The sequence below is a fragment of the Microvirga zambiensis WSM3693 genome (genome assembly GCF_016735695.1).
In the GTDB taxonomy this organism is placed as follows: Bacteria; Pseudomonadota; Alphaproteobacteria; order Rhizobiales; family Beijerinckiaceae; genus Microvirga; species Microvirga zambiensis.
In genome coordinates this window covers 113,458-133,791 of sequence record NZ_JAERQD010000017.1, presented here as the reverse complement: position 1 = coordinate 133,791, position 20,334 = coordinate 113,458, and the positions used below count along the sequence as shown (strand labels likewise).

Annotated in this window: 13 protein-coding genes; 8 read left to right on the top strand and 5 right to left on the bottom strand. The window is 63.0% G+C overall.

Going from position 1 to position 20,334, the window contains the following annotated elements:
- Window positions 1-134 precede the first annotated feature (134 nt).
- The 3 genes from pyrG to tpiA all read right to left on the bottom strand — a co-directional run bounded on the left by pyrG (window position 135) and on the right by tpiA (window position 3,318).
- Complete coding sequence (pyrG, locus tag JKL46_RS15075) at window positions 135-1,763, bottom strand: CTP synthase (RefSeq protein WP_201834157.1); 1,629 nt, start codon at window positions 1,761-1,763, stop codon at window positions 135-137.
- Between the two features lie 105 nt (window positions 1,764-1,868).
- On the bottom strand, window positions 1,869-2,285 hold the full coding sequence (gene secG / locus JKL46_RS15070) for a preprotein translocase subunit SecG (protein ID WP_201834155.1): 417 nt from the start codon (window positions 2,283-2,285) through the stop codon (window positions 1,869-1,871).
- Between the two features lie 265 nt (window positions 2,286-2,550).
- Window positions 2,551-3,318 carry a triose-phosphate isomerase gene (gene tpiA, locus JKL46_RS15065; RefSeq protein ID WP_201834153.1) on the bottom strand — a complete coding sequence of 256 codons (768 nt, stop codon included), beginning with the start codon at window positions 3,316-3,318 and terminating at the stop codon, window positions 2,551-2,553.
- A 136-nt stretch (window positions 3,319-3,454) separates the two neighbouring features.
- Here tpiA and JKL46_RS15060 point away from each other — a divergent pair, with 136 nt between their 5' ends.
- The 8 genes from JKL46_RS15060 to JKL46_RS15025 all read left to right on the top strand — a co-directional run bounded on the left by JKL46_RS15060 (window position 3,455) and on the right by JKL46_RS15025 (window position 13,162).
- Complete coding sequence (locus JKL46_RS15060; protein WP_201834152.1) at window positions 3,455-5,350, top strand: SurA N-terminal domain-containing protein; 1,896 nt, start codon at window positions 3,455-3,457, stop codon at window positions 5,348-5,350.
- Window positions 5,351-5,353: 3 nt separating this feature from the next.
- Window positions 5,354-6,874: an anthranilate synthase component I gene (gene trpE / locus JKL46_RS15055; RefSeq protein WP_201834150.1), complete on the top strand. Its 1,521-nt coding sequence runs from the start codon at window positions 5,354-5,356 to the stop codon at window positions 6,872-6,874.
- Window positions 6,875-7,145: 271 nt separating this feature from the next.
- Window positions 7,146-7,775 carry an anthranilate synthase component II gene (locus tag JKL46_RS15050; protein ID WP_201834148.1) on the top strand — a complete coding sequence of 210 codons (630 nt, stop codon included), beginning with the start codon at window positions 7,146-7,148 and terminating at the stop codon, window positions 7,773-7,775.
- Window positions 7,776-7,780: 5 nt separating this feature from the next.
- Window positions 7,781-8,794 (top strand): anthranilate phosphoribosyltransferase, encoded by a 1,014-nt coding sequence (trpD, locus tag JKL46_RS15045; protein ID WP_201834146.1) that lies wholly within the window; start codon window positions 7,781-7,783, stop codon window positions 8,792-8,794.
- A gap of 11 nt (window positions 8,795-8,805) precedes the next feature.
- Window positions 8,806-9,606, top strand: coding sequence for an indole-3-glycerol phosphate synthase TrpC (gene trpC, locus JKL46_RS15040; protein ID WP_201834144.1), 801 nt, complete (start codon window positions 8,806-8,808; stop codon window positions 9,604-9,606).
- A complete protein-coding gene (gene moaC / locus JKL46_RS15035; RefSeq protein ID WP_201834142.1) occupies window positions 9,603-10,079 on the top strand; it encodes a cyclic pyranopterin monophosphate synthase MoaC in 477 nt (158 codons plus the stop codon). Before trpC ends, moaC begins: the two co-directional genes overlap by 4 nt.
- Window positions 10,076-11,332 (top strand): molybdopterin molybdotransferase MoeA, encoded by a 1,257-nt coding sequence (locus JKL46_RS15030; RefSeq protein ID WP_201834140.1) that lies wholly within the window; start codon window positions 10,076-10,078, stop codon window positions 11,330-11,332. Before moaC ends, JKL46_RS15030 begins: the two co-directional genes overlap by 4 nt.
- 186 nt (window positions 11,333-11,518) lie before the next feature.
- A complete protein-coding gene (locus JKL46_RS15025; RefSeq protein WP_201834138.1) occupies window positions 11,519-13,162 on the top strand; it encodes a calcium-binding protein in 1,644 nt (547 codons plus the stop codon).
- 146 nt (window positions 13,163-13,308) lie between these two features.
- Here JKL46_RS15025 and JKL46_RS15020 read toward each other — a convergent pair whose 3' ends face one another.
- Together JKL46_RS15020 and JKL46_RS15015 are read right to left on the bottom strand one after the other, a co-directional pair.
- Window positions 13,309-16,128, bottom strand: a complete 2,820-nt coding sequence (locus JKL46_RS15020) for an Ig-like domain-containing protein (RefSeq protein WP_201834135.1) — start codon at window positions 16,126-16,128, stop codon at window positions 13,309-13,311.
- Window positions 16,129-16,558: 430 nt separating this feature from the next.
- Entirely contained in the window at window positions 16,559-20,260 is a 3,702-nt protein-coding gene (locus tag JKL46_RS15015) for a cadherin domain-containing protein (RefSeq protein WP_201834134.1), read from the bottom strand.
- Between the last annotated feature and the right edge of the window lie 74 nt (window positions 20,261-20,334).

The window sequence follows — 20,334 nt, the reverse complement described above, 5'->3', positions numbered from 1 at the left end:
AAAACCCTTGACCAACAAGACAGTCGCTCACCCGCGCCTCCGGCGCGACCTCTCCCTCAAGGAGAGGTGAGCCAGCGGCTCTCGAAAAGAAAATCACCGGCACAGGGCCGGTGATCACGTCCGAGCATGGAAGCTTAAACCAGCCGGCTTTGCACCACGGCCGCGTGGATGAAGCTCTCGAAGAGCGGATGCGGCTCGAAGGGACGCGACTTCAGCTCGGGGTGATACTGGACACCGATGAACCAGGGGTGGTTCTCGTATTCCACGATCTCGGGGAGCACGCCGTCCGGCGACACGCCGGAGAAGCGCATGCCCTTGTCCTCGAGCTTGTCGCGATAGGTCATGTTGACCTCGTAGCGGTGGCGATGGCGCTCGGAGATTTCCGTGCCGCCATAGATCTCGGCGACTTTGCTGCCGGGCGCGAGCGAGGCCTGATAGGCCCCGAGCCGCATGGTGCCGCCGAGATCGCCGCTGGACGAGCGCTTCTCGAGCTCGTTGCCGCGCAGCCATTCGGTCATCAGGCCGACGACCGGCTCGGAAGTGGGCCCGAACTCGGTCGAACTCGCATCCCGGATGCCGGCGAGCGAACGCGCCGCCTCGATCACCGCCATCTGCATGCCGAAGCAGATGCCGAAATACGGCACCTTGCGTTCGCGGGCGAAGCGGGCCGCCCGGATCTTGCCTTCGGCGCCGCGCTGGCCGAAGCCGCCGGGCACCATGATGCCGTGGATCCCTTCCAGGAACGGAGCCGGATCCTCATGTTCGAAGATCTCGCTCTCGATCCATTCCAGGTTCACCTTGACCTGGTTGGCGATGCCGCCGTGGTGCAGCGCCTCGATGAGCGACTTGTAGGCGTCCTTGAGGCCCGTGTACTTGCCGACGACGGCGATGGTGACTTCGCCCTCCGGGTTGTGCACGCGCTCGGAAATATTGGTCCAGCGAGAGAGGTCGGGGACCTTGGCCGTATCGAGGCCGAAGGCTGCCAGGACTTCGCTGTCGAGCCCGGCCTGGTGATAGGCCAGCGGCACGTCGTAGATCGAGCGGGCATCCCGCGCCTCGATGACGGCCGTCTCGCGCACGTTGCAGAACAGGGCGAGCTTGCGGCGCTCGTCCTTCGGGATCTCGCGGTCGGTGCGGCAGAGAAGGATGTCGGGCTGGATGCCGATGGAGCGCAGCTCCGCGACCGAGTGCTGGGTCGGCTTGGTCTTCAGCTCGCCGGCGGACGGAATGAAGGGCAGCAGCGTCAGGTGGACATAGATCGCCTGCCCGCGCTCCAGATCGTTGCCGAGCTGGCGGATCGCCTCGAAGAACGGCAGGCCCTCGATGTCGCCGACCGTGCCGCCGATCTCGACCAGGACGAAGTCGAAGCCCTCGTTCCCGGTAAGAACGAAGTCCTTGATGGCGTTGGTGACGTGGGGAATCACCTGGATCGTGGCGCCGAGATAATCGCCGCGCCGTTCCTTGGTGATGATGTCGAGATAGATGCGCCCGGTGGTGATGTTGTCGGCCTTGGTGGCCGGCACGCCGGTGAAGCGCTCGTAATGTCCGAGATCCAGATCGGTCTCAGCGCCGTCGTCGGTCACGAAGACCTCGCCGTGCTGGTAGGGACTCATCGTCCCCGGATCGACGTTGAGATATGGGTCGAGCTTGCGAAGCCGAACCTTGTAGCCGCGTGCCTGGAGAAGCGCTCCCAGGGCCGCCGAAGCCAGTCCCTTGCCGAGCGAAGACACCACGCCGCCGGTGATGAATACGTACCGCGTCATGGACCCCTATCCATAAACATCGGGGGCCGATTCGCAATCGCGAACCGGACCGCCCGAAACCCATCCACAAAAAGAGAGGGCCGGAAGGTCCGGCCCTGGTTTCGCTTACTGCTGAGGCGCTGCCGGCGCCGGAGCGCCGGGAGCGGGTGCCGGGCTCGCCGGCTGTTCGCCCTGGAGCCGCTGCAACTGCTCGAGCACGTTGCCGCCCTGCGGCGCGGCCGGAGCGTGCTGGCCTGCAGCCGGCGCTGCCGGTGCGGCGCCGTCGAGGATGGAGCGCGGAGCCCGGGTAGAAGTCGCCATAACCGTGAGCGCGATGCTCGTCACGAAGAAGAGTGCCGCCAGAATCGCGGTCGCACGGGTGAGCGCATTGGCCTGGCCGCGCCCGGTCATGAAGCCGGAGACACCGCCGCCGCCACCGCCGCCGCCGAGACCCATTCCGCCGCCCTCGGAGCGCTGCAGGAGAACCACACCGATCAGGGAGAGCACGATGATCAGGTGGACAATGATGAGAACTGTTTGCATCGTTTCCAAAAACCTCAAGCGGCTGCGCACAAGGCGTCAGCCGCTCGCAATCCGTTCGTTGCGGCGGCCTGTAGCATAGGTGGGCGCAGGATCAAAGACCCGCAAGGTCGGTTTTCCGCATGCGCGGAAGCCCAAGCCTCTCTATGTCATCACCTCCCCGGACTTGATCCGGGGATCGGTGCCGGTGATCCCGATCAGAAGAGCGCGGCGCTTTTCCTATCGAGATGGCCGGCACAAGGCCGGCCATGACGTGAAATGGGCCATTTTACCCCAGATAAGCCCCGGCAATCGCCAGGAAATCGGCCGCGACGAGGCTCGCTCCGCCGACCAGGGCGCCGTTGACGTTCTCCACTGCCATGAGCTCGGCGGCGTTGGAGGGCTTCACGGAGCCGCCGTACAGAATGCGGACCCGGGCGGAATCGGTCTTGCCGACGAGGCGGCGCAGTTCGTCCCGGATCAGGGCGTGGACCTCGGCCACATCGGCCGCGGTCGGGGTCAGGCCCGTGCCGATGGCCCAGACGGGCTCATAGGCGACCACGAGGTTGTGGCTGTTCGAATCGACCGGGATCGACCCGCGCAGTTGCTTGCGGACCACGCCGAGGGTCTTGCCGGATTCGCGCTCCTCCCGCGTCTCGCCGACGCAGACGATGGCCGTGAGGCCCGCCCGATGGGCGGCGACTGCCTTCGCGCAGACGTCCACGTCCTTTTCCTTGTGGTACTGCCGCCGCTCTGAATGGCCGGCGAGCACATAGGTCGCGCCGGCGTCGGCCAGCATCTCGGCCGAGAGGTCGCCGGTATAGGCGCCCGACTCCTTGGCATGGCAATCCTGGCCGCCGATGGCGATGCGCGAGCCGATGGCGCGCTTGGCGAGCAGGCCGATCAGCGTCGCAGGCGGGCAGACAGCCAGCTCCACCTTGGCCTTGAGACCAGGCGTGTAACCGGCATGGATCTCCTCCAGCACATTGGCCGAGCTTTTCAACCCGTTCATCTTCCAGTTTCCCGCAACCAGCGGGCGCGGCCTATCGACGCTCATGTGAGGCACTCCTGTCACGCTTGATAAGTTGGCACTAGCAGAGGCTTACGCCCTCTTTCAACCAGACTTGCCCTTTTCGTAGAGGCGCTGATCGTTTATCGGCAGGTTTAACGAGTTTTTGGAAAACGGGTTCACGATGCTTCGGAACATGCGCAAGGCTGGGCAGACCGTGGTCGGCAAGGCCATCGCCACGATCTTCTTCGGCGCTCTCATCGTCAGTTTCGCCATCTGGGGCATCGGCGACATCTTCCGCGTCACGCCCGCCTCCACCGTGGCGGAGGTGGGCGGCACCACCATTTCGGTCAATCAGGTGCGCAATGCCTATACCAACGAGATGCAGCGCCTCGGACGCCAGTTCCGCACGGTCATCACCGCTGAGCAGGCGCGCACCTTCGGCCTCGACCAGCAGGTGGTCAACAATCTGGTGAACGAGGCGGTCATGGCCGAGCAGGCCAAGCAGATGGGGCTTTCGGTCTCCGATCAGCTCGTCGCCGCCTCGATCATGACCAACCCCGCCTTCAAGGGCTCCGACGGCCAGTTCAGCCGGGCGCTCTTCGATCAGGCCCTGCGCAATATCGGCCTCTCGGAGCCGGGCTTCGTGCTGGAGCAGCGCGCCGCCATGGCCCGCCTCCACCTCGCCGAGGCGATCGCCGGCGACGTCAACGTGCCGGTGGCCGCCAAGGAGGCCATGCACCGCTACGCCAGCGAGCGCCGCGCCGCCTCCTATATCCTGCTCAACCAGGCAGCGGCCGGAGACATCCCGGCCGTCACGCCGGAACAGCTCCAGACTTTCTTCAACGAGCGCCGGGGCGAGTTCCGGGCTCCCGAGTATCGGGCCGTGAACGTGATGGCTCTGGATGCCGCCTCCCTGGCCAAACCCGCCAGCATCTCCGACGCGGATGCCCGGCAGGCTTACGAGCAGCAGAAGGCGAAGTACGGCACTCCCGAGCGCCGCACGATCCAGGTGATCAACTTCCCGTCCCCGGCCGAGGCGGAGGCAGCGGCTGCCAAGCTGAAGGAGGGAACGACCTTCGAGGCCCTCGCCGCCGAGCGGAACGTGTCGCCCGAGAGCCTCGAGCTAGGCACCTTCACCAAGGCGGAGATGCTCGACCAGGCTGTGGCCGATGCTGCCTTCGCCCTCGATCAGGGCGCGACGAGCGCGCCGATCACCGGCCGCTTCGGACCCGTTCTGGTGCGCGTGACGCAGATCCAGCCCGAGGCCGTGCGCCCCTTCGATGAGGTCGCGGCCGAGCTGCGCCAGGAGCTCGCCGTCCAGCGCGCCCAGGATCAGATCGAGCGCACCCATGACGAGATCGAGGACCTGCGTGCCGGCGCCAAGCCGCTGGCCGACATCGCCAAGGAGAAGGGCCTGACCCTGATCCAGGTCCCCGCCGTGGACGCGAGCGGTCTCGACAAGGCAGGCAACCCGGTCAGCATCCCCGAGAAGGACGCGGTGGTGAAAGCCGCCTTCGCCTCCGATATCGGCGTCGACAACGAGCCTCTGCGCGTCGGCACCGGCTATGTCTGGTACGACGTGACCGGCATCGAGGCTTCGCGCGAGAAGAACCTCGACGAGGTACGCGATCAGGTCTCTGCCCGGTGGCGCGAGGATCAGGTGGACCAGCGCCTGTCGGACAAGGCCCGCCAGTTCACCGAACGTCTCGACAAGGGCGAAGCCATCGAGGCCATTGCGCAGGAGGCCGGCGCCTCCGTCGTGAACGCCACGGATCTCGCCCGTAACACCGCGAAGGACGCTCTCGCCGCCGAGGCGGTGAACCGCATCTTCGCGGTGCCCGTGGGCAAGGCCGGCAACGCGGCGAACGGGCCTGAGTCCCGGGCCGTGTTCAAGGTCACCTCCGCGACCGTGCCGCCGCTGGTCACCACGACGCAGGCGGCGCAGAACACCGAGAACCAGCTCCGCACCGGCTTCGGCGACGATCTGATCAGCCAGTACATCGCCCAGGTGCGCCAGGATCTCGGCGTCAAGATCAACCAGCAGGCCTTGAGGCAGGCGACGGGCGGCGAATTGTAAGCCATGACGATCGCGCCCGATTTCGACACCTTCGCCGCGGCCTATCAGGAGGGCGAAGCCGGCGTTCTGCGGGCGACCCTCGTGGGCGATCTGCTGACCCCGGTCGCAGCCTTTTTGAAGTTGCGGCATGAGCGGAAGGGCTCCGCCTTCCTGCTCGAATCCGTCGAGGGAGGAGCGACCCGCGGCCGCTTCTCCATGATCGGGCTCGATCCGGATCTCGTCTGGCGCTGCCAGGACGGCGTGGCGTCGATCGACCGCTATGCCCTGAGCCGCATGCAGGAATTCCAGGTGGACAAGCGTCCGCCGCTCGAGAGTCTGCGCGCGCTGATCCAGGAAAGCGCCCTGCCCCTCTCAGACGACCTGCCGCCCATGGCGGCCGGCCTCTTCGGCTATCTGGGCTACGACATGGTGCGCCTCATGGAGCGGCTGCCCGAGCCGAACCGGGACGTGCTGAAGGTTCCGGACGCGATCCTGATCCGCCCCACCGTGATGGTGGTGTTCGATGCGGTGAAGGACGAGATCTCGCTCATCACACCCGTACGCCCGCAAGCCGGCGTCTCGGCCAAGGCGGCCTACGAAACGGCGCTCGCGCGCCTCGACGAGGTGACCGCCGCGCTGGAACGCCCGCTGCCGATCGACGATCGCAGCGATCCGACCAAGATCCATTTCGATCCGCAGGTCTCGAACACGACGCCGGAAGAGTTCGAGGCGATGGTGGCGAAAGCCAAGGACTACATCCGCGCCGGCGACATCTTCCAGGTGGTTCTGTCCCAGCGTTTCGAGTCGGCCTTCGCCCTGCCCGCTTTCGCGCTCTACCGTTCCTTAAGGCGGGTGAATCCGGCTCCCTTCCTCTGCTATCTCGACTTCGAGGATTTCCAGATCGTCTGCTCTTCGCCCGAGATCCTCGTGCGGGTCCGCGACGGCAAGGTCACGATCCGTCCCATCGCCGGCACGCGTCCGCGCGGCGCGACGGCCGCCGAGGACCACGCCCATGCGGAGAGCCTTCTCGCGGACCAGAAGGAGCGCGCCGAGCACCTGATGCTGCTCGATCTCGGCCGCAACGATGTCGGCCGCGTGGCCGAGATGGGCTCCGTGCAGGTCACGGATTCCTTCTTCCTGGAATACTACAGCCAGGTAATGCACATCGTCTCGAACGTGGAGGGACGGCTCGATCCGAGCTTCGATGCTCTCGACGCGCTCATCGCGGGCTTTCCGGCCGGCACGGTCTCTGGCGCCCCGAAGGTGCGCGCCATGCAGATCATCGACGAATTGGAGAAGGACAAGCGCGGTCCCTATGCCGGCTGCATCGGCTATTTCGGCGCCAATGGCGAGATGGATACCTGCATCGTGCTGCGCACGGCGGTGGTGAAGGACGGCCGCATGGCGGTCCAGGCCGGCGCCGGCATCGTCTACGATTCCGATCCGGCCTCCGAGCAGCAGGAATGCATCAACAAGTCGAAGGCGCTGTTCCGTGCGGCGGAAGAGGCCGTGCGCTTCGCCAGCCAGGCGAGGGTTGGGCAATGAGGTCACCTTCAATGGTAGTGACTCAGTTTGGCGCGGCCCTGTCATTCCGGGGCGCCGCAGGCGAGCCCGGAACCCATAGCCGCCACCCTTGCAGAAAGCGGCGCAACTCTGCTCATCTCTCTCCTGAGCCGTCGTGGCTATGGGTTCCGGGTTCCGCTGCGCGGCCCCGGAATGACGGTGTGCCGGGCCCCATCGGAACTCAAACTGAGTCACTATCCTCTCGAAGGCTTCCCTTGACCGGGGGCGCCGCTTACGCGAACGTCGGCGCGCCATGACCCGCGTTCTCGTCATCGACAATTACGACAGCTTCACCTGGAACCTGGTGCATCTGCTAGGTCCCCTCGCCACCTCCGTCGACGTGGTGCGCAACGACGCGGTCACGACGGACGAGGTGCTCGGCCATCCGCCGGACGCCATCGTGCTCTCTCCCGGCCCCTGCACGCCCAACGAGGCGGGCATCTGTCTCGATCTGGTCAAGCGCGCCTCTCCCGATATCCCGACCTTCGGCGTCTGCCTCGGTCTGCAGGCCATCGGCCAGGTCTTCGGCGGCACGGTCTCGCGGGCGCCGCTGCCGATGCACGGCAAGGTGTCGGATGTCGAGCATGGCGGCCAGACCGTATTCCGCGGCATCAACGGCTCGTTCAAGGCGACGCGCTACCATTCGCTGATCGTGGATCGCGAAACCTGCCCCAAGGACCTGCTCGTCACGGCGGAGACCTCCGACGGCCTCGTCATGGGCCTGTCGCACCGCTCGCTGCCGATCCATGGGGTCCAGTTTCATCCCGAGAGCATCCTCTCGGAGCACGGGGTGACGATCATGCGCAATTTCTTCGACCTCGCCGCGGACTGGAATGCCAGGCACCGCGCGACCGGCGGCTCCGCCGCTCCAGCAGGATTGTAAGAGAGATGGAATCCTTCAAGTCGTATCTCGCCAAGGTTGCCACCGGTGCGTCGCTGACGCGCGACGAGGCGCGCGATGCCTTCGACGACCTGCTCTCCGGCGAAGTCACTCCGGCCCAGGGCGGCGCCTTCCTGATGGCCCTGCGGGTGCGCGGTGAGGCTCTCGACGAAATCGTCGGCGCGGTCACGGCCATGCGCGGGCGCATGCTGCGCGTCAAGGCGCCCGAGAATGCGATCGACATCGTCGGCACCGGCGGCGACCACAAGGGCAGCTACAACATCTCGACACTCGCCTCGATCATCGTGGCGTCCTGCGGCGTTCCCGTCGCCAAGCATGGCAACCGGGCAGCCTCCTCGAAATCCGGAACCGCCGATGTGCTGTCTGCGCTCGGTGTGAAGCTCGGCCTCGATCCGGAAGGACTGCAAAGCTGCCTCGCCGAGACCAAGCTCTGCTTCATGTTCGCGCAGACCCATCACGCTGCCATGCGCCATGTGGCCCCGACCCGCGTCGAGCTCGGCACGCGCACGATCTTCAACCTCCTCGGCCCGCTCGCCAATCCCGCCGGCGCCAAGCGTCAGCTTCTCGGCGTGTTTTCAGAGGCTTGGCTCGAGCCGCTCACGCAGGTTCTGAAGGAGCTCGGCTCCACCAAGGTGTGGACCGTGCACGGGTCCGACGGCCTCGACGAGATGACCACGACCGGGCCGACCTTCGTGGCGGCGCTCGAGAACTGCGCCATCCGGCGCTTTACCGTCACACCCGAGGAGGTCGGCCTTCCGACCGTGACGCTGGACGAACTTCGCGGCGGCGATCCGGAGCACAACGCGGCACAGCTGCGCGCCGTCCTGGACGGCGCCCGCACGCCCTATCGGGACGTCTCGCTCCTCAACGCGGCCGCCGCCCTCGTCATAGCGGACGAGGCGGCGAACCTGCGCGACGGTCTCGACCGTGCATCGCGTGCTCTCGACAGCGGCGCCTCCAAGGCGACGTTGGAGCGCCTCGTCAAAACCTCGAATGCCTGAGCGGAATGGTCATGGCCGACGTTCTCAGCAAGATCGAAGCCTATAAACGCCAGGAAATCGCCGCCGCGAAGGCCGCCGTCCCACAGGCGGAGATCGAGCGTCTCGCTCGCGCGGCCTCGCCGCCGCGCGGCTTCGCGAAAGCGATCGAGCGTCATCTCGCGGAAGCCCGGCCCGCGCTGATCGCCGAGGTGAAGAAGGCGAGCCCCTCGAAGGGCCTGATCCGACCCGATTTCGATCCGCCGAGCCTCGCCCGCGCCTATGCTGATGGCGGCGCGACCTGCCTCTCGGTTCTCACCGACGAGCCCTCGTTCCAGGGCAGGCCCGAATATCTCGCCCAGGCCCGCGAGGCCTCCGGCCTGCCCGCCCTGCGCAAGGATTTCCTGTTCGAGCCCTATCAGGTCTACGAGGCCCGCGCCTGGGGCGCTGACTGCATCCTCGTGATCATGGCGAGCGTCTCCGACGACGGGGCCCGCGCGTTGATCGATACGGCGCATGACCTCGGCATGGACGTGCTGGTCGAGGTGCACGACCGGGCGGAGCTGGAGCGCGCCCTGCCGCTGGGCACGAAACTGGTCGGCATCAACAACCGGAATCTGCGCACCTTCGAGGTCTCGCTCGGCGTGAGCGAGGAGCTGGCGCCGCTGATTCCCGCCGACCGCATCGTCGTCGGCGAAAGCGGGATCTTCACGCTGCAGGACATCGAGCGCCTGACGAAGGTGGACATCCGTACCTTCCTCGTCGGCGAGAGTCTGATGCGGCAGGCGGATGTGGCGGCTGCCACCCGCAAGCTCCTGTTCGGCGAAGCCGCATGACGACGCTCACGCATCTCGATGCGGCTGGCGAGGCCAACATGGTCGACGTCTCGGAGAAAGACGTCACCAGCCGCACCGCGATCGCGGAAGGATGCGTGATCATGCGGCCGGAGACCCTGGCCCTGATCCGCCAGGGCGATGCCAAGAAGGGCGACGTGCTCGGCACCGCCCGGCTTGCCGGAATCATGGCCTCGAAGCGCACGCACGAACTCATCCCCCTCTGCCATCCGCTTCTGATCTCGAAGGTGAAGGTCGATTGCGTTCTCGACGACACTCTTCCCGGCGTGCGGGTGACGGCGGAGGTGAAGGTGTCCGGCCAGACCGGCGTCGAGATGGAGGCACTCACTGCCGTATCCATCGCCTGCCTGACGATCTACGACATGGTGAAGGCCGCCGACAAAGGCATGCGTGTCGAGAACATCCGCCTTCGCCGCAAGAGCGGCGGCCGCTCGGGAGATTTTGAGGCGCCATGAGCCTGATTTCGGTCGAGGATGCCCTCTCCCGCGTGCTGGCGAATGTCGCCGGGCCGCTCGGGTCCGAAGTCGTGCCCCTCGCCGCCTGCGCCGGCCGTACTCTCGCCGAGGATGTCGGTGCCCTTCGCGACCAGCCGCCCTTTCCCGCCTCGGCCATGGACGGGTACGCGGTCCGCAGCGCCGATTGCGCGACAGTTCCGGCAACATACAAGGTCATCGGCACCAGCGCCGCCGGATCCCGCTTTACCGGGACGGTCGGAGTCATGGAGGCAGTGCGGATCTTCACCGGCGCTCCCGTCCCGGACGGCGCCGATGCCGTGGTGATCCAGGAGGATACGGAGCGCTCCGGGGACCAGGTGATCGTGAAGGAGGCAGCCCGCGCCGCTCGTCATATCCGCGCGGCCGGTCTCGACTTCCGCGCCGGCGACGTGTTGCTGCAGGCTGGCCTTCGCCTCGACTCGCGCCACATCGCCCTTGCCGCCGCCATGGGCCATGGCAGCGTGACAGTGCGCTGCCGACCGAAAGTCGCCATTCTCGCCACCGGCGACGAGCTGGTGCGGGCCGGCGAACCGGTGGGGCCGGACCAGATCACGGCCTCCAGCCTTCCCGCCACCCTGCTGATGGCCGAGAAGGCCGGCGCCGAGGCGATCGATCTCGGCATCGCGCGGGATACGCTCGAATCCCTCGACGAGCGCATCCGGGCCGCACGGGATGCCGGCGCCGATATCCTCGTCACGCTCGGCGGTGCCTCTGTCGGCGAGCACGACCTGGTGCAGAAGGCTCTGAGCCGGCAAGGCATGGATCTCGGCTTCTGGCGCGTCGCCCTGCGGCCGGGAAAGCCGCTCATGCACGGACGCATCGGGTCGACCTTGCTGCTCGGCCTCCCCGGCAACCCGGTCTCGACTCTCGTCTGCACCGTCCTCTTCCTGATCCCGGCGATCCGCGCTCTGCTGGGCGACCAGCGCGCTGCGGACGATCCGACGGAGGATGTGATCCTGGGAGCGGACCTCCCGCCCAACCGGGAGCGTCAGGACTACATGCGCGCCTCTCTCGCGCTGAAGGACGTGCCTCTCGGCCTGGCTCACGGCAGCGAGCGCCTGATGCTGCCCGTAGCGACCCCTCACCTCATGCAGGATTCCTCCATGCTGAGCATCCTGGAGCGCTCCGACGCCCTGCTGATGCGACCGCCACATGCGCCCGCGGCGACAGCGGGAGAGCCATGCCGGATCATCCGGCTGGAGCGGTTCTGTTAAGCTTCGGTTCTGTCGTTTCCTTTTCTGGAACAGGCTCGACCCCAGGGGAGGAGCCGCAACGAACGCTTGTCAGAGAGCCAGTAATTTTATTCCGGCCAAACCAAAATGTCTGTTTGCTCGCACTCAATAATATAAACTATATTACGTTCCATTGGGCCTGCGAGGCAGGCTGATCAGGAGGCCACAATGGCACGCTATAATTTCAACAACGATTTTCCCAACCTCTCGCTGGATGAAGTTTTGGTAGGTGCGGCAGTTCAGAACGCAGCCGCGGAACTTTTCTCACTCAAAAACCTGATCAATGGCTACACCATCGCGTTCAGCGGCGCGAATTTCGCTTACAGTAACGGTATTCCAACTGGAGGCATAATTGCCAGCATCAGCGTGACCGATGCCAACGGCCAGCAGGTTTATGCTGTCCAGAACATCGCCCCAGTTCCAAATTCGCTCGCGACATTTTGGGCTGCGTTTGCTGCTTCGGGCTATCAACGTGCCGGCAGCGCCGCAGCCTTCGGGCTTCTTTTCGCTGGTCTCGACACGATTACGGGCGGCCAGAACAACGACCGGATCGGCGTGTATGGCGCAAGCGATACGGTCATGGGCTTGGACGGCAATGACACCTTCCTCGTTTATGGAGGAGCGACTGACGTTTTCGTATCCGGGACAAACGTACACGGCGACAATACCGGACCACAAGACGATGCGATCGAACTTCATGGCTCCGCACAATTCAGGGCAATCCTGAATGTCGACACACTGCGCTTTGCGAGCAATGGCGTCGCGAAGGTTCTCTCCACCGGAACAAGTAACTTCCATTCGTTCACTCACATCGATGGTTCGACGACTGGCGAAGCCAATGCTATCGAGCTCACGACGGCATCCGAGGCGGTCGATCTCGACATCTCAAAAGTTGTCTTCACGAATTGGGGACGTGCGAACCAGATCATCAGGGTCGATCTCAATACCAATACCGATGCAATCCTGGACGACCGCTTCGTCGGCAGCGCATATGCCGAGCGCGTCACCGCCGGCGTCGGCCGCGATCTGCTCTACGGCAATGCAGGCGACGACTACCTCGACGGCGGCGACGGTATCGACGTGCTCGACGGTGGCGCTGGCAACGACACCCTGATCGGCGGCGGCGGCGAGGGTCCGAACATTCTGATGGGCGGCAACGGCAACGACGTCTACAAGTTCAACGAGAAGCTCGACGTCGTGATCGACACGGGCGGCATCGACAGCTGGATGGTGTCCAAGACCACGACCCTGTCAGCCAAAAGCATCTTCGAAGGTCTCGCGGCCGATGACGCCGTCGGCATGGGAAAAGCCATCAACCTTACCGGCAATGCCAAGGCCAATCTTCTCATCGGTCACGAGGGGCGTAACACGCTCAACGGGCTGGTCGGCAACGACATCCTCGAAGGCCACGGAGGTGGCGACAAGCTCGATGGCGCCGCCGGCCACGACAAGCTTTATGGCGGCCTTGGAAACGACAGCCTCACGGGAGGAGCCGGCCGCGACACCTTCTATTTCGACACCGCACTTGGCGGAGCCAACGTCGACAGGATCGTCGCCTTCTCCACCCGCGACGACAGCATCGCGCTGGAAAGCGACATCTTCACCGCGCTTGCGGGAAGCAGCAAGCTGTCCTCCGCTGCCTTCTATATCGGATCGAAGGCGAAGGATGCCGGCGACCGGATCATCTACAACAAGTCGACCGGCGCCCTCTCCTACGATGCGGACGGCACCGGCACGGCCTTCTCGGCGATCAAATTCGCCACCCTCGACAAGAACCTGAAGCTCACGGCGTCCGACTTCCTGATCGTCTGACGCGATAGTCTTCCTGGCCTGCTAAGACCCGTTCCGGAGCGATCCGGGACGGGTTTTTGTCGGGACAACTCCCTCCGCTTTACCTGGAAACAAATGCGCCGGCCCAGAAGGACGGCGCATGATTTTCCGATGTAACGTATCGTCAACTAGATGAAGAAGAACTCCTTGTAGCCGAAGCCCTTCAACGCCTTGTTGTTGGTGAACGTCGCCATCTCGATCGCCGCCTTGGAGCCGCTGCCGTCGGCATCGTAGTACAGCACCCGCTTCTTGGCGTCGTAGACGAAGTAGTCGTCCTTGTCCTTGGCCTTGTCGGCGACCGTGAAGAACTTCGAGGCCATCGCCAGAGGCTTGGTCTCGCTGCCCTTCTTGATCGTGGCGTAGAGCTTCTTGTTCGCCTTGAACAGGTCGTTGTCGAGCCAGATCGAGTCGTCCTTGACGCTGTAATCCTTGATCGTGTCGAAGTTCACCTTCCGGTCCGTCGCCGACGTGCCGAGCCTGCCGTCGAAGACGAAGACGTCCTTGCCGGCACCACCCCACAGGGTGTCGTTGCCGTAGCCGCCCCACAGCTTGTCGTCGCCGGCGCCGCCGAAGAACACGTCCTTGAAGTTGCCCGTCTTGCTGCCCTTGATGATGTCGTTGAACGGGCTGGCATCGGCCTCGGTCATCACCTCGGCGGTGACGTCGGAGATGTTCATGGTGAAAGTCTGGGTCGCGGTGCCGCCGCGGCCGTCGCTGACCTGCAGGGTGATCGGCCGTGATGCCGCCTGCTCGGCATCGAACAGCGTGCCGTTGGCAACCACAAGCTGGTTGTTGCTCACCGTGAAGTAGCCGTCCGTGTCGACGAGGGCGCCGTTGGCGAGCACGATCTTGTAGCTGAGCGTGTCGCCATCGACATCGGTCGCCGACAGGGTCGCAATGGAGCGGCCGCTCGCTTCGAGTTCCTTGACCGTCACGTTGGAGAGCGTGATGCCCGTGGGGGCGAAATTCGCCGTCGCGGAAACCTTCAGAGATTCTGTGGACGTCTTGTTCTGCGAATCTTTCACGGTAATCGTGAAGGTCGTCTCCTCCGCCGCCGCTCCGGTCGCCTTGTCGCGCGGGTCGAACCGAAGCGCTTTCAGCGCGGCCGTGACTTCACTGTCGGTCCCTTCGATCAGGAAGATGCCGGTCGCGGGATCGTATGTGCCGCCGGTGCCGATCAACGTGCCCTTCTCCGGACGATCCATCTTGATGGTGACGACGAGGCGGCCGACGTCGGAAATGCTGACCGCATCGAAGGGCCGCACCACCGCGCCGCTGTCACGAACCGTTTGGACGCCGGTCGGAACGCCCGTGATGACGGGCGCTACATTGCCTTGGTTGACGACGATGGTGAAGGTTTCGTCGTGGGTCAGCCCACCCTCGTCGGTCACCAGAATCCTCACGGCATACCGGCCGGCGGCCAGCTCTACGCCTCCCCGCACCTGCAGCTGAGCGACATCGCCGTCCATGCCGATCCGGAAGTAGCCACTCGGATCGTCCGCAATCGTGAACTCGACTGTCTCATCGAGATCGGGGTCCTCGAAGCCCAGCTGACCGACGACGTCACCGCCCACTGCGTCCGTGGATATGGTGTCATGAGAGAGCGATATGTCCGTCGGTTTCTCGTTGACGTCCTTGATGGTGACGCGCATTACCTGTTGCACCGGATCGTTGACCGGGTCGTCGACTAGAACGACGAGATCGAAGAACTTGTCGTCCCCCATCCCCTCGAAATCGACGCCATTCTTGAGGGTGACGACGCCCCCGGTCGAAATCTCGAACAACCCTCCGCCGTCGCCGCCCGGCGCGAACGCATAGGTCAGGGTAGTGTCGTCATCGGTCGCGATAACCTTATCGACCGCCGTCGTGTTCTCATTGATGATGATCGCGGCTTCGCCGGTTTTTTCGAAGCGAATTTCCTTCGGCTCCGGGTTCACGGGCAGGATAATGACCGTGATGGGAAAGGGCGTTGTTTTATTATTAGTAGGAGGCAGAATTGTGGGATCATAGGCTTCCACGGACAGTTGCTTAGAGCCCTCATCGCCCTCCACAAATGCTCGGTTCGCTGTAATCTGACCCGTATCAGGGTCGATCTCGAACAATCCGCTCGGATCTATCGTCTTATCGGTGCCCGTTCCATTGGAGAAGCGGAACTTGTTTTGCCGGAAATTTAAGGGCGTATCGTTGTCGATCGCGGTCGCGAGAACGACACTGTCCCCTTCGAGCGTCTTGCCTTCCCGAACCGGGTGCCCGTTCGAGAAACGTACCTCGGTCGGAGCCTCGTTCACATCCTCGAAATGAACGCGCAGCGTTTGGTCTACGTGATTGGTGCCGTCCGAGACACGAACAACGAGATCTACATACTTGATTGTCAAAGCTTCATAGTTAGGGCCGAGGGTTTGATTGATCCGACCGGTTGAACTGTTTATTGAAAAATATGCACCGGGGTTGCTCACTAGCGAATAGGTCAGCGTGTTTGCATCGTTGGCCGTTACGAAAAAATTGGTGATGGCAGCTTCAGGAATTCTGATTTCCTTACTATTCGTCAAGGAAAAGCGGACATTTGTCGGCGCGGGGTTGGCTGGTTCGTCGATAACGTTGTTCAGCTGAACGTTCAGCGAGACCGCATCCACCACAGTCCCTTGCTGCATGAACTGGAAGCTCAAGCCGTTGTGCAGACCATTGGGAAAGGCCGCATCGTCGTAGTCGAAATAACGGGGACCGTCATAGGGACCGACCACGACGAACCACTCGCCAGGTTCATCACCCTGCTCAAGCGCATACCGGCCGCTCAAGTTGTTGACAGCCTGAATAGTGAAATTGCCCTCCGCGACGCCGGTCAGCCTCGCGACGCGCGTACCGGCTAGGATATTTTCGTTGATCCGAACCGTGGACGCGTCCACCTGTTCGCCGTCATCGTTGGCAACCGCTTCAATCGTAATCGGCATCGTTCTCCCCTTTGAATCTGAGTTGATGGGCCAGGGGCCAAGTGTGCAGCGCCCCTCTCCAGGCCTGGTTCAGAAGAAGTTCTCGGTGATGAGTTCCGCAGGACCGCTTGCAAATTCGAGGCTTTACTATCGGGGACAGCGAGCACTGCCCTAACGCATCGTCGGATTGCTTATGCAAACCACAAACACTCAAGAGCGGCTTCCACCTGCGTGGAACCCTTCCTCCTTCTTGGCTTGCCGCATCCTTGGCGCTGCCGAATGCACCTCGCCGAGAACGACTCGAGGCGAAGACCTCCAGGGCCTATTGCCGCCAACGTCTCGGTGAAAAGCTCCCCCGGCGGTCGTCGATGTCCCTCGCACCCTCCCGAAAATGCCAGCGCCGGCCACCAAGGGCCGGCGCATATTGTATATCATTATAACGTATCGTCAACTAGATAAAGAAGAACTCCTTGTAGCCGAAGCCCTTCAGCGCCTTGTTGTTGGTAAACGTCGCCATCTCGATCGCCGCCTTCGATCCGCTGCCGTCGGCATCGTAGTACAGCACCCGCTTCTTGGCGTCGTAGACGAAGTAGTCGTCCTTGTCCTTGGCCTTGTCACCGACCGTGAAGAACTTCGAGGCCATCTTCAAGGGCTTCGTCTCGACGCCCTTCTTGATCGCGGCGTAGAGCTTCTTGTTCGACTTGAACAGGTCGTTGTCGAGCCAGATCGCATCGTCCTTGACGCTGTAATCCTTGATCGTGTCGAAGTTGACCTTGCGATCGGTCTTGGAGGTGCCGAGCTTGCCGTCGAAGACGAAGATGTCCTTGCCCACGCCGCCCCAGAGGGTGTCGTTGCCGTAGCCGCCCCAGAGCTTGTCGTCGCCGAGACCGCCGGTGATCTTGTCCTTGTCGTCATTTCCTTTCAAGACGTCATTCCCGGCATCGCCATTCAGCGTGTCCGCACCGAGGCCGCCATAGATCGAGTCGTTTCCAAGCGCACCGCTCAGGAAGTCGGCTGCCGCGCCGCCGTAGAAGACATCGTCCGCGCTCGATCCCGCCGTCACCTCAGGATTCACGTCTCTGACCGCGATCGTGAAATTCTGGGTATGTGACAACCCGGTTCCGTTCTTGTCCGTGACTCTCACGGTGACCGTGTGCGACGTGAACTGTTCGTAATCAAGCTTAAAGCCGTCTTTGACTTTCAGTTCGTTGCCGACGATCTCAAAGCGACCATCCGAGTTCACAAGCGAATAAACGAAGCCACCGGTGTCGTCCGGGTCGGTAGCCGTAAAGGATGCGACGGTCACCCCGGCAGCCGCCAACTCGTCGACAGAACCACCGGACGAGAGCGCAATCGATTGAGGAGCCTGGTTCGGACCCGTCGTTACCGGATTGACCCTGACCGTGACCTCCTCGACATGGGAGTAGCCGGTACCGCCCTGATCCCTGATGCGCACATAGAGCTTCACGTCCGTGGGCACGCTCACATCCGGCAGGCCGAGGGCCCCGACCGTGATCTCGCCTGTGGTTGCATCCACTGCGAAATTGGATGGGACGGTGATCTCCACCCCTTCGTCGTCAACCAGCACATAGCGGAAGTTGCGATTGGCCGGAGCCGTATCGGGATCGACGACCGTCGGCGTGGCGGCAACCGTGGTGCCGACCTGAGCGTTCTCGCTCATCACGTTCGGCGTATAAGTGGCGTCGGAGATCGCCTCGTTGACGTCGTTCAGGTAGACTCTCACCGTGGTGTAGCCGGACGAGAGGCCTCCCCCGCTCTCCACGGCCCGGACCTCCACGTTGAAGTACTTCTTCTCCAGGGCCGTGCCCTCGTTCTCCACCATCAGGTTGGGATTGTTCTCATATTGCTGAGCCGTGCCGTTGAAGGTGATCACGCCGGCATTGCTGACCGAGAACAGGCCGCCAAAGGTGCTGCGCAGCTCATATCCCAGCGTCGTGCCGCCAACGCCGTCGTCGTCGGATTCAACCGTCGCCACATTCACCACGCCGGCAACCGCTTCCGTCAGATTCAGCACTTCATTATTGACAATATCAGGTGCGCCCGGCGGCGAGTTTACATCGTTCGGATTGATCCTGATTGTGACTTCCTCAAGGTGGGAGTAGCCAGCGCCACCTCGATCCTTGATGAGCACGTAGATCTTGACGTCCGTGGGCACGCTCACATTCGGCAGGCCCGAAGCCCCGACCGTGATCACGCCTGTGTTCGCGTTCACCACAAAGTTGGGGCTGGTGATCTCGACGCCATTTTGGTTCGCCAGCACGTAGCGGAAGTTGCGATTGCCGACAGCCGTATCCGGATCGACGACCGTCGGTGCGGCGGCGATCGTGGTGCCAGCCTGAGCGTTCTCGTTCATGACGTTCGGCGCATAGGTGGCGTCGGATATCGCCTCGTTGACGTCGTTGAGGTAGACTCTGACCGTTGTGTAAATGGATTTGAGCCCGCCCGCGCCACTCTCGGTGGCCCGAACCTCCACGTTGAAGTACTTGCGCTCCTGCGCCGTGCCCTCGTTCTCCACCATCAGGTTGGGATTGTTCTCGTATTGCTGAGCCGTGCCGTTGAAGGTGATCACGCCCCTGCCGTTGACCGTGTTGACCGAGAACAGGCCGCCAAAGGTGTTGCGCAGCTCAAAGCCCAACGTCGTGCCGCCGACTCCGTCGTCCGAAGATTCGACGGTCGCCACATTCACCACGCCGGCAAGCTCCTCCGTCAGAACCTGCACGTCGTTATTGAGGATGGTGGGTGTAGCCGGAGGTGTATTGTTGGGAACGACCGGATTGACAGTGATGTCAACCTCTTTGAGATAGCGCTCTCCGGTGCCGGCTTGATCCCTGATGAGCACGTAGATCTTGATCACCGTGACAACGTCCACATTAGGCAGGCCTTGTGGACCGACGGTAATGAGGCCGCTCACGCTGTTGACCTGGAAATGAGGACTTGTGATCGGGTTGCCTAGTGAATCGGCAAGCGTAAAGCGGAAATTTCGGTTGCTGATGAAGGTGTCGGGATCGATCACGTCCTGATCCCGTATCGTTCCGATGGTGGAATTAACCTGAGCATCCTCGCTCATGGTATTGACGGCATAGGTCGCGGCAGTCGGCGCCTCGTTGACGTCGTTGACATAGACCTTCACGGTCGTCGTGCCGGAATTCAGGCCGTTTGTACCGGTTTCGACAGTACGCACCTGCACATTGAAGTACTTGCGCTCCTGTGTCGTGCCCCCGTTCTCGACGACGAGATTGGTGTTGTTCTCGTAGTTCAGGTTGCTGCCGGTGAAGGTGATCACCCCCGAGGTCGCGTTTATTGAGAACAGGTCGCCCGGATTGTTGGTCAGTTCATAGCGCAGCGCGCCGCCCACGCCGTCATCGTCGGATTCAACCGTTGCAACGTCCATGCTTCCCTGTCCCTCGGTCAGCGCCCGCAGAGTGCCGGTGACGACTTCCGGATCGGACGGCGCCTGGTTCGCCGGGCCTTCGTTCGGATCGTTGGTGATGTTGACTCTCAGCAATTGCGGGAACGACAGGCCACCGCCGTCCGTCGCAATGACCTTGACGATATGAAACTTTGATCCTTCCGGAAGAGCTTCGTAGTCGAGCACGCCGTTGACCACGAGCCGCCATGTGTTGCCGTTTCTGACGACCGTATAAAGGTCACTGTCCGGGTAAAGCGGATCGTTCGGATCCACTGCATAGGTAACACTCGGGCGCCCCCAGGTCGTGTTGATCCCGTCGGGATCGACGACGCCCAGCGTCGCGAGTTGAGTGTTAAGCGGCTGGTTTTCCTGAACCGTGATTTCGGTGGTGCCTATCGAATTCAACCATACGCCCGTCGGCCGTTCGTTGATGTTGTTGAGGTTGAAGGCGAAGCTGCCGGCATCCTCGGATTGCGTCGCGCTGCCGCGGAATCCTTCGACTGTCACCTGATGCTGAGCGGTTCCCTCGAAATTGAAGTTGGTGTCACCTCCAGCGATGACCACAAGATCGAGAACCCTTTGACCGTTGTCCATCCGACTGGCGAGGCCATAACGGGTCGCCCCGGAGGTCTGGCCCGTAATTCGGTAATTGAGGTCAACATCGACGTCGCGGATCGTTCCGATGACGACGCCCGTCGGCTGGTTCTCATCGAACCTGAACAACGTCGTTGAAGTTCCCTCAGGTGTCGCTACGGCAGGATTGTGAGTTAGAGTCAAAAGTGGCATCGGAAACTACT

What these genes read in the sequence shown, in the direction of transcription:
- trpD (WP_201834146.1), top strand. Translation starts at nt 7,781, where the DNA reads ATGGAATCCTTCAAGTCGTATCTCGCCAAGGTTGCCACCGGTGCGTCG.
- tpiA (WP_201834153.1), bottom strand. Translation starts at nt 3,318, where the DNA reads ATGAGCGTCGATAGGCCGCGCCCGCTGGTTGCGGGAAACTGGAAGATG.
- trpE (WP_201834150.1), top strand. Translation starts at nt 5,354, where the DNA reads ATGACGATCGCGCCCGATTTCGACACCTTCGCCGCGGCCTATCAGGAG.
- JKL46_RS15020 (WP_201834135.1), bottom strand. Translation starts at nt 16,128, where the DNA reads ATGCCGATTACGATTGAAGCGGTTGCCAACGATGACGGCGAACAGGTG.
- trpC (WP_201834144.1), top strand. Translation starts at nt 8,806, where the DNA reads ATGGCCGACGTTCTCAGCAAGATCGAAGCCTATAAACGCCAGGAAATC.
- JKL46_RS15030 (WP_201834140.1), top strand. Translation starts at nt 10,076, where the DNA reads ATGAGCCTGATTTCGGTCGAGGATGCCCTCTCCCGCGTGCTGGCGAAT.
- JKL46_RS15025 (WP_201834138.1), top strand. Translation starts at nt 11,519, where the DNA reads ATGGCACGCTATAATTTCAACAACGATTTTCCCAACCTCTCGCTGGAT.
- pyrG (WP_201834157.1), bottom strand. Translation starts at nt 1,763, where the DNA reads ATGACGCGGTACGTATTCATCACCGGCGGCGTGGTGTCTTCGCTCGGC.
- JKL46_RS15060 (WP_201834152.1), top strand. Translation starts at nt 3,455, where the DNA reads ATGCTTCGGAACATGCGCAAGGCTGGGCAGACCGTGGTCGGCAAGGCC.
- moaC (WP_201834142.1), top strand. Translation starts at nt 9,603, where the DNA reads ATGACGACGCTCACGCATCTCGATGCGGCTGGCGAGGCCAACATGGTC.
- secG (WP_201834155.1), bottom strand. Translation starts at nt 2,285, where the DNA reads ATGCAAACAGTTCTCATCATTGTCCACCTGATCATCGTGCTCTCCCTG.
- JKL46_RS15050 (WP_201834148.1), top strand. Translation starts at nt 7,146, where the DNA reads ATGACCCGCGTTCTCGTCATCGACAATTACGACAGCTTCACCTGGAAC.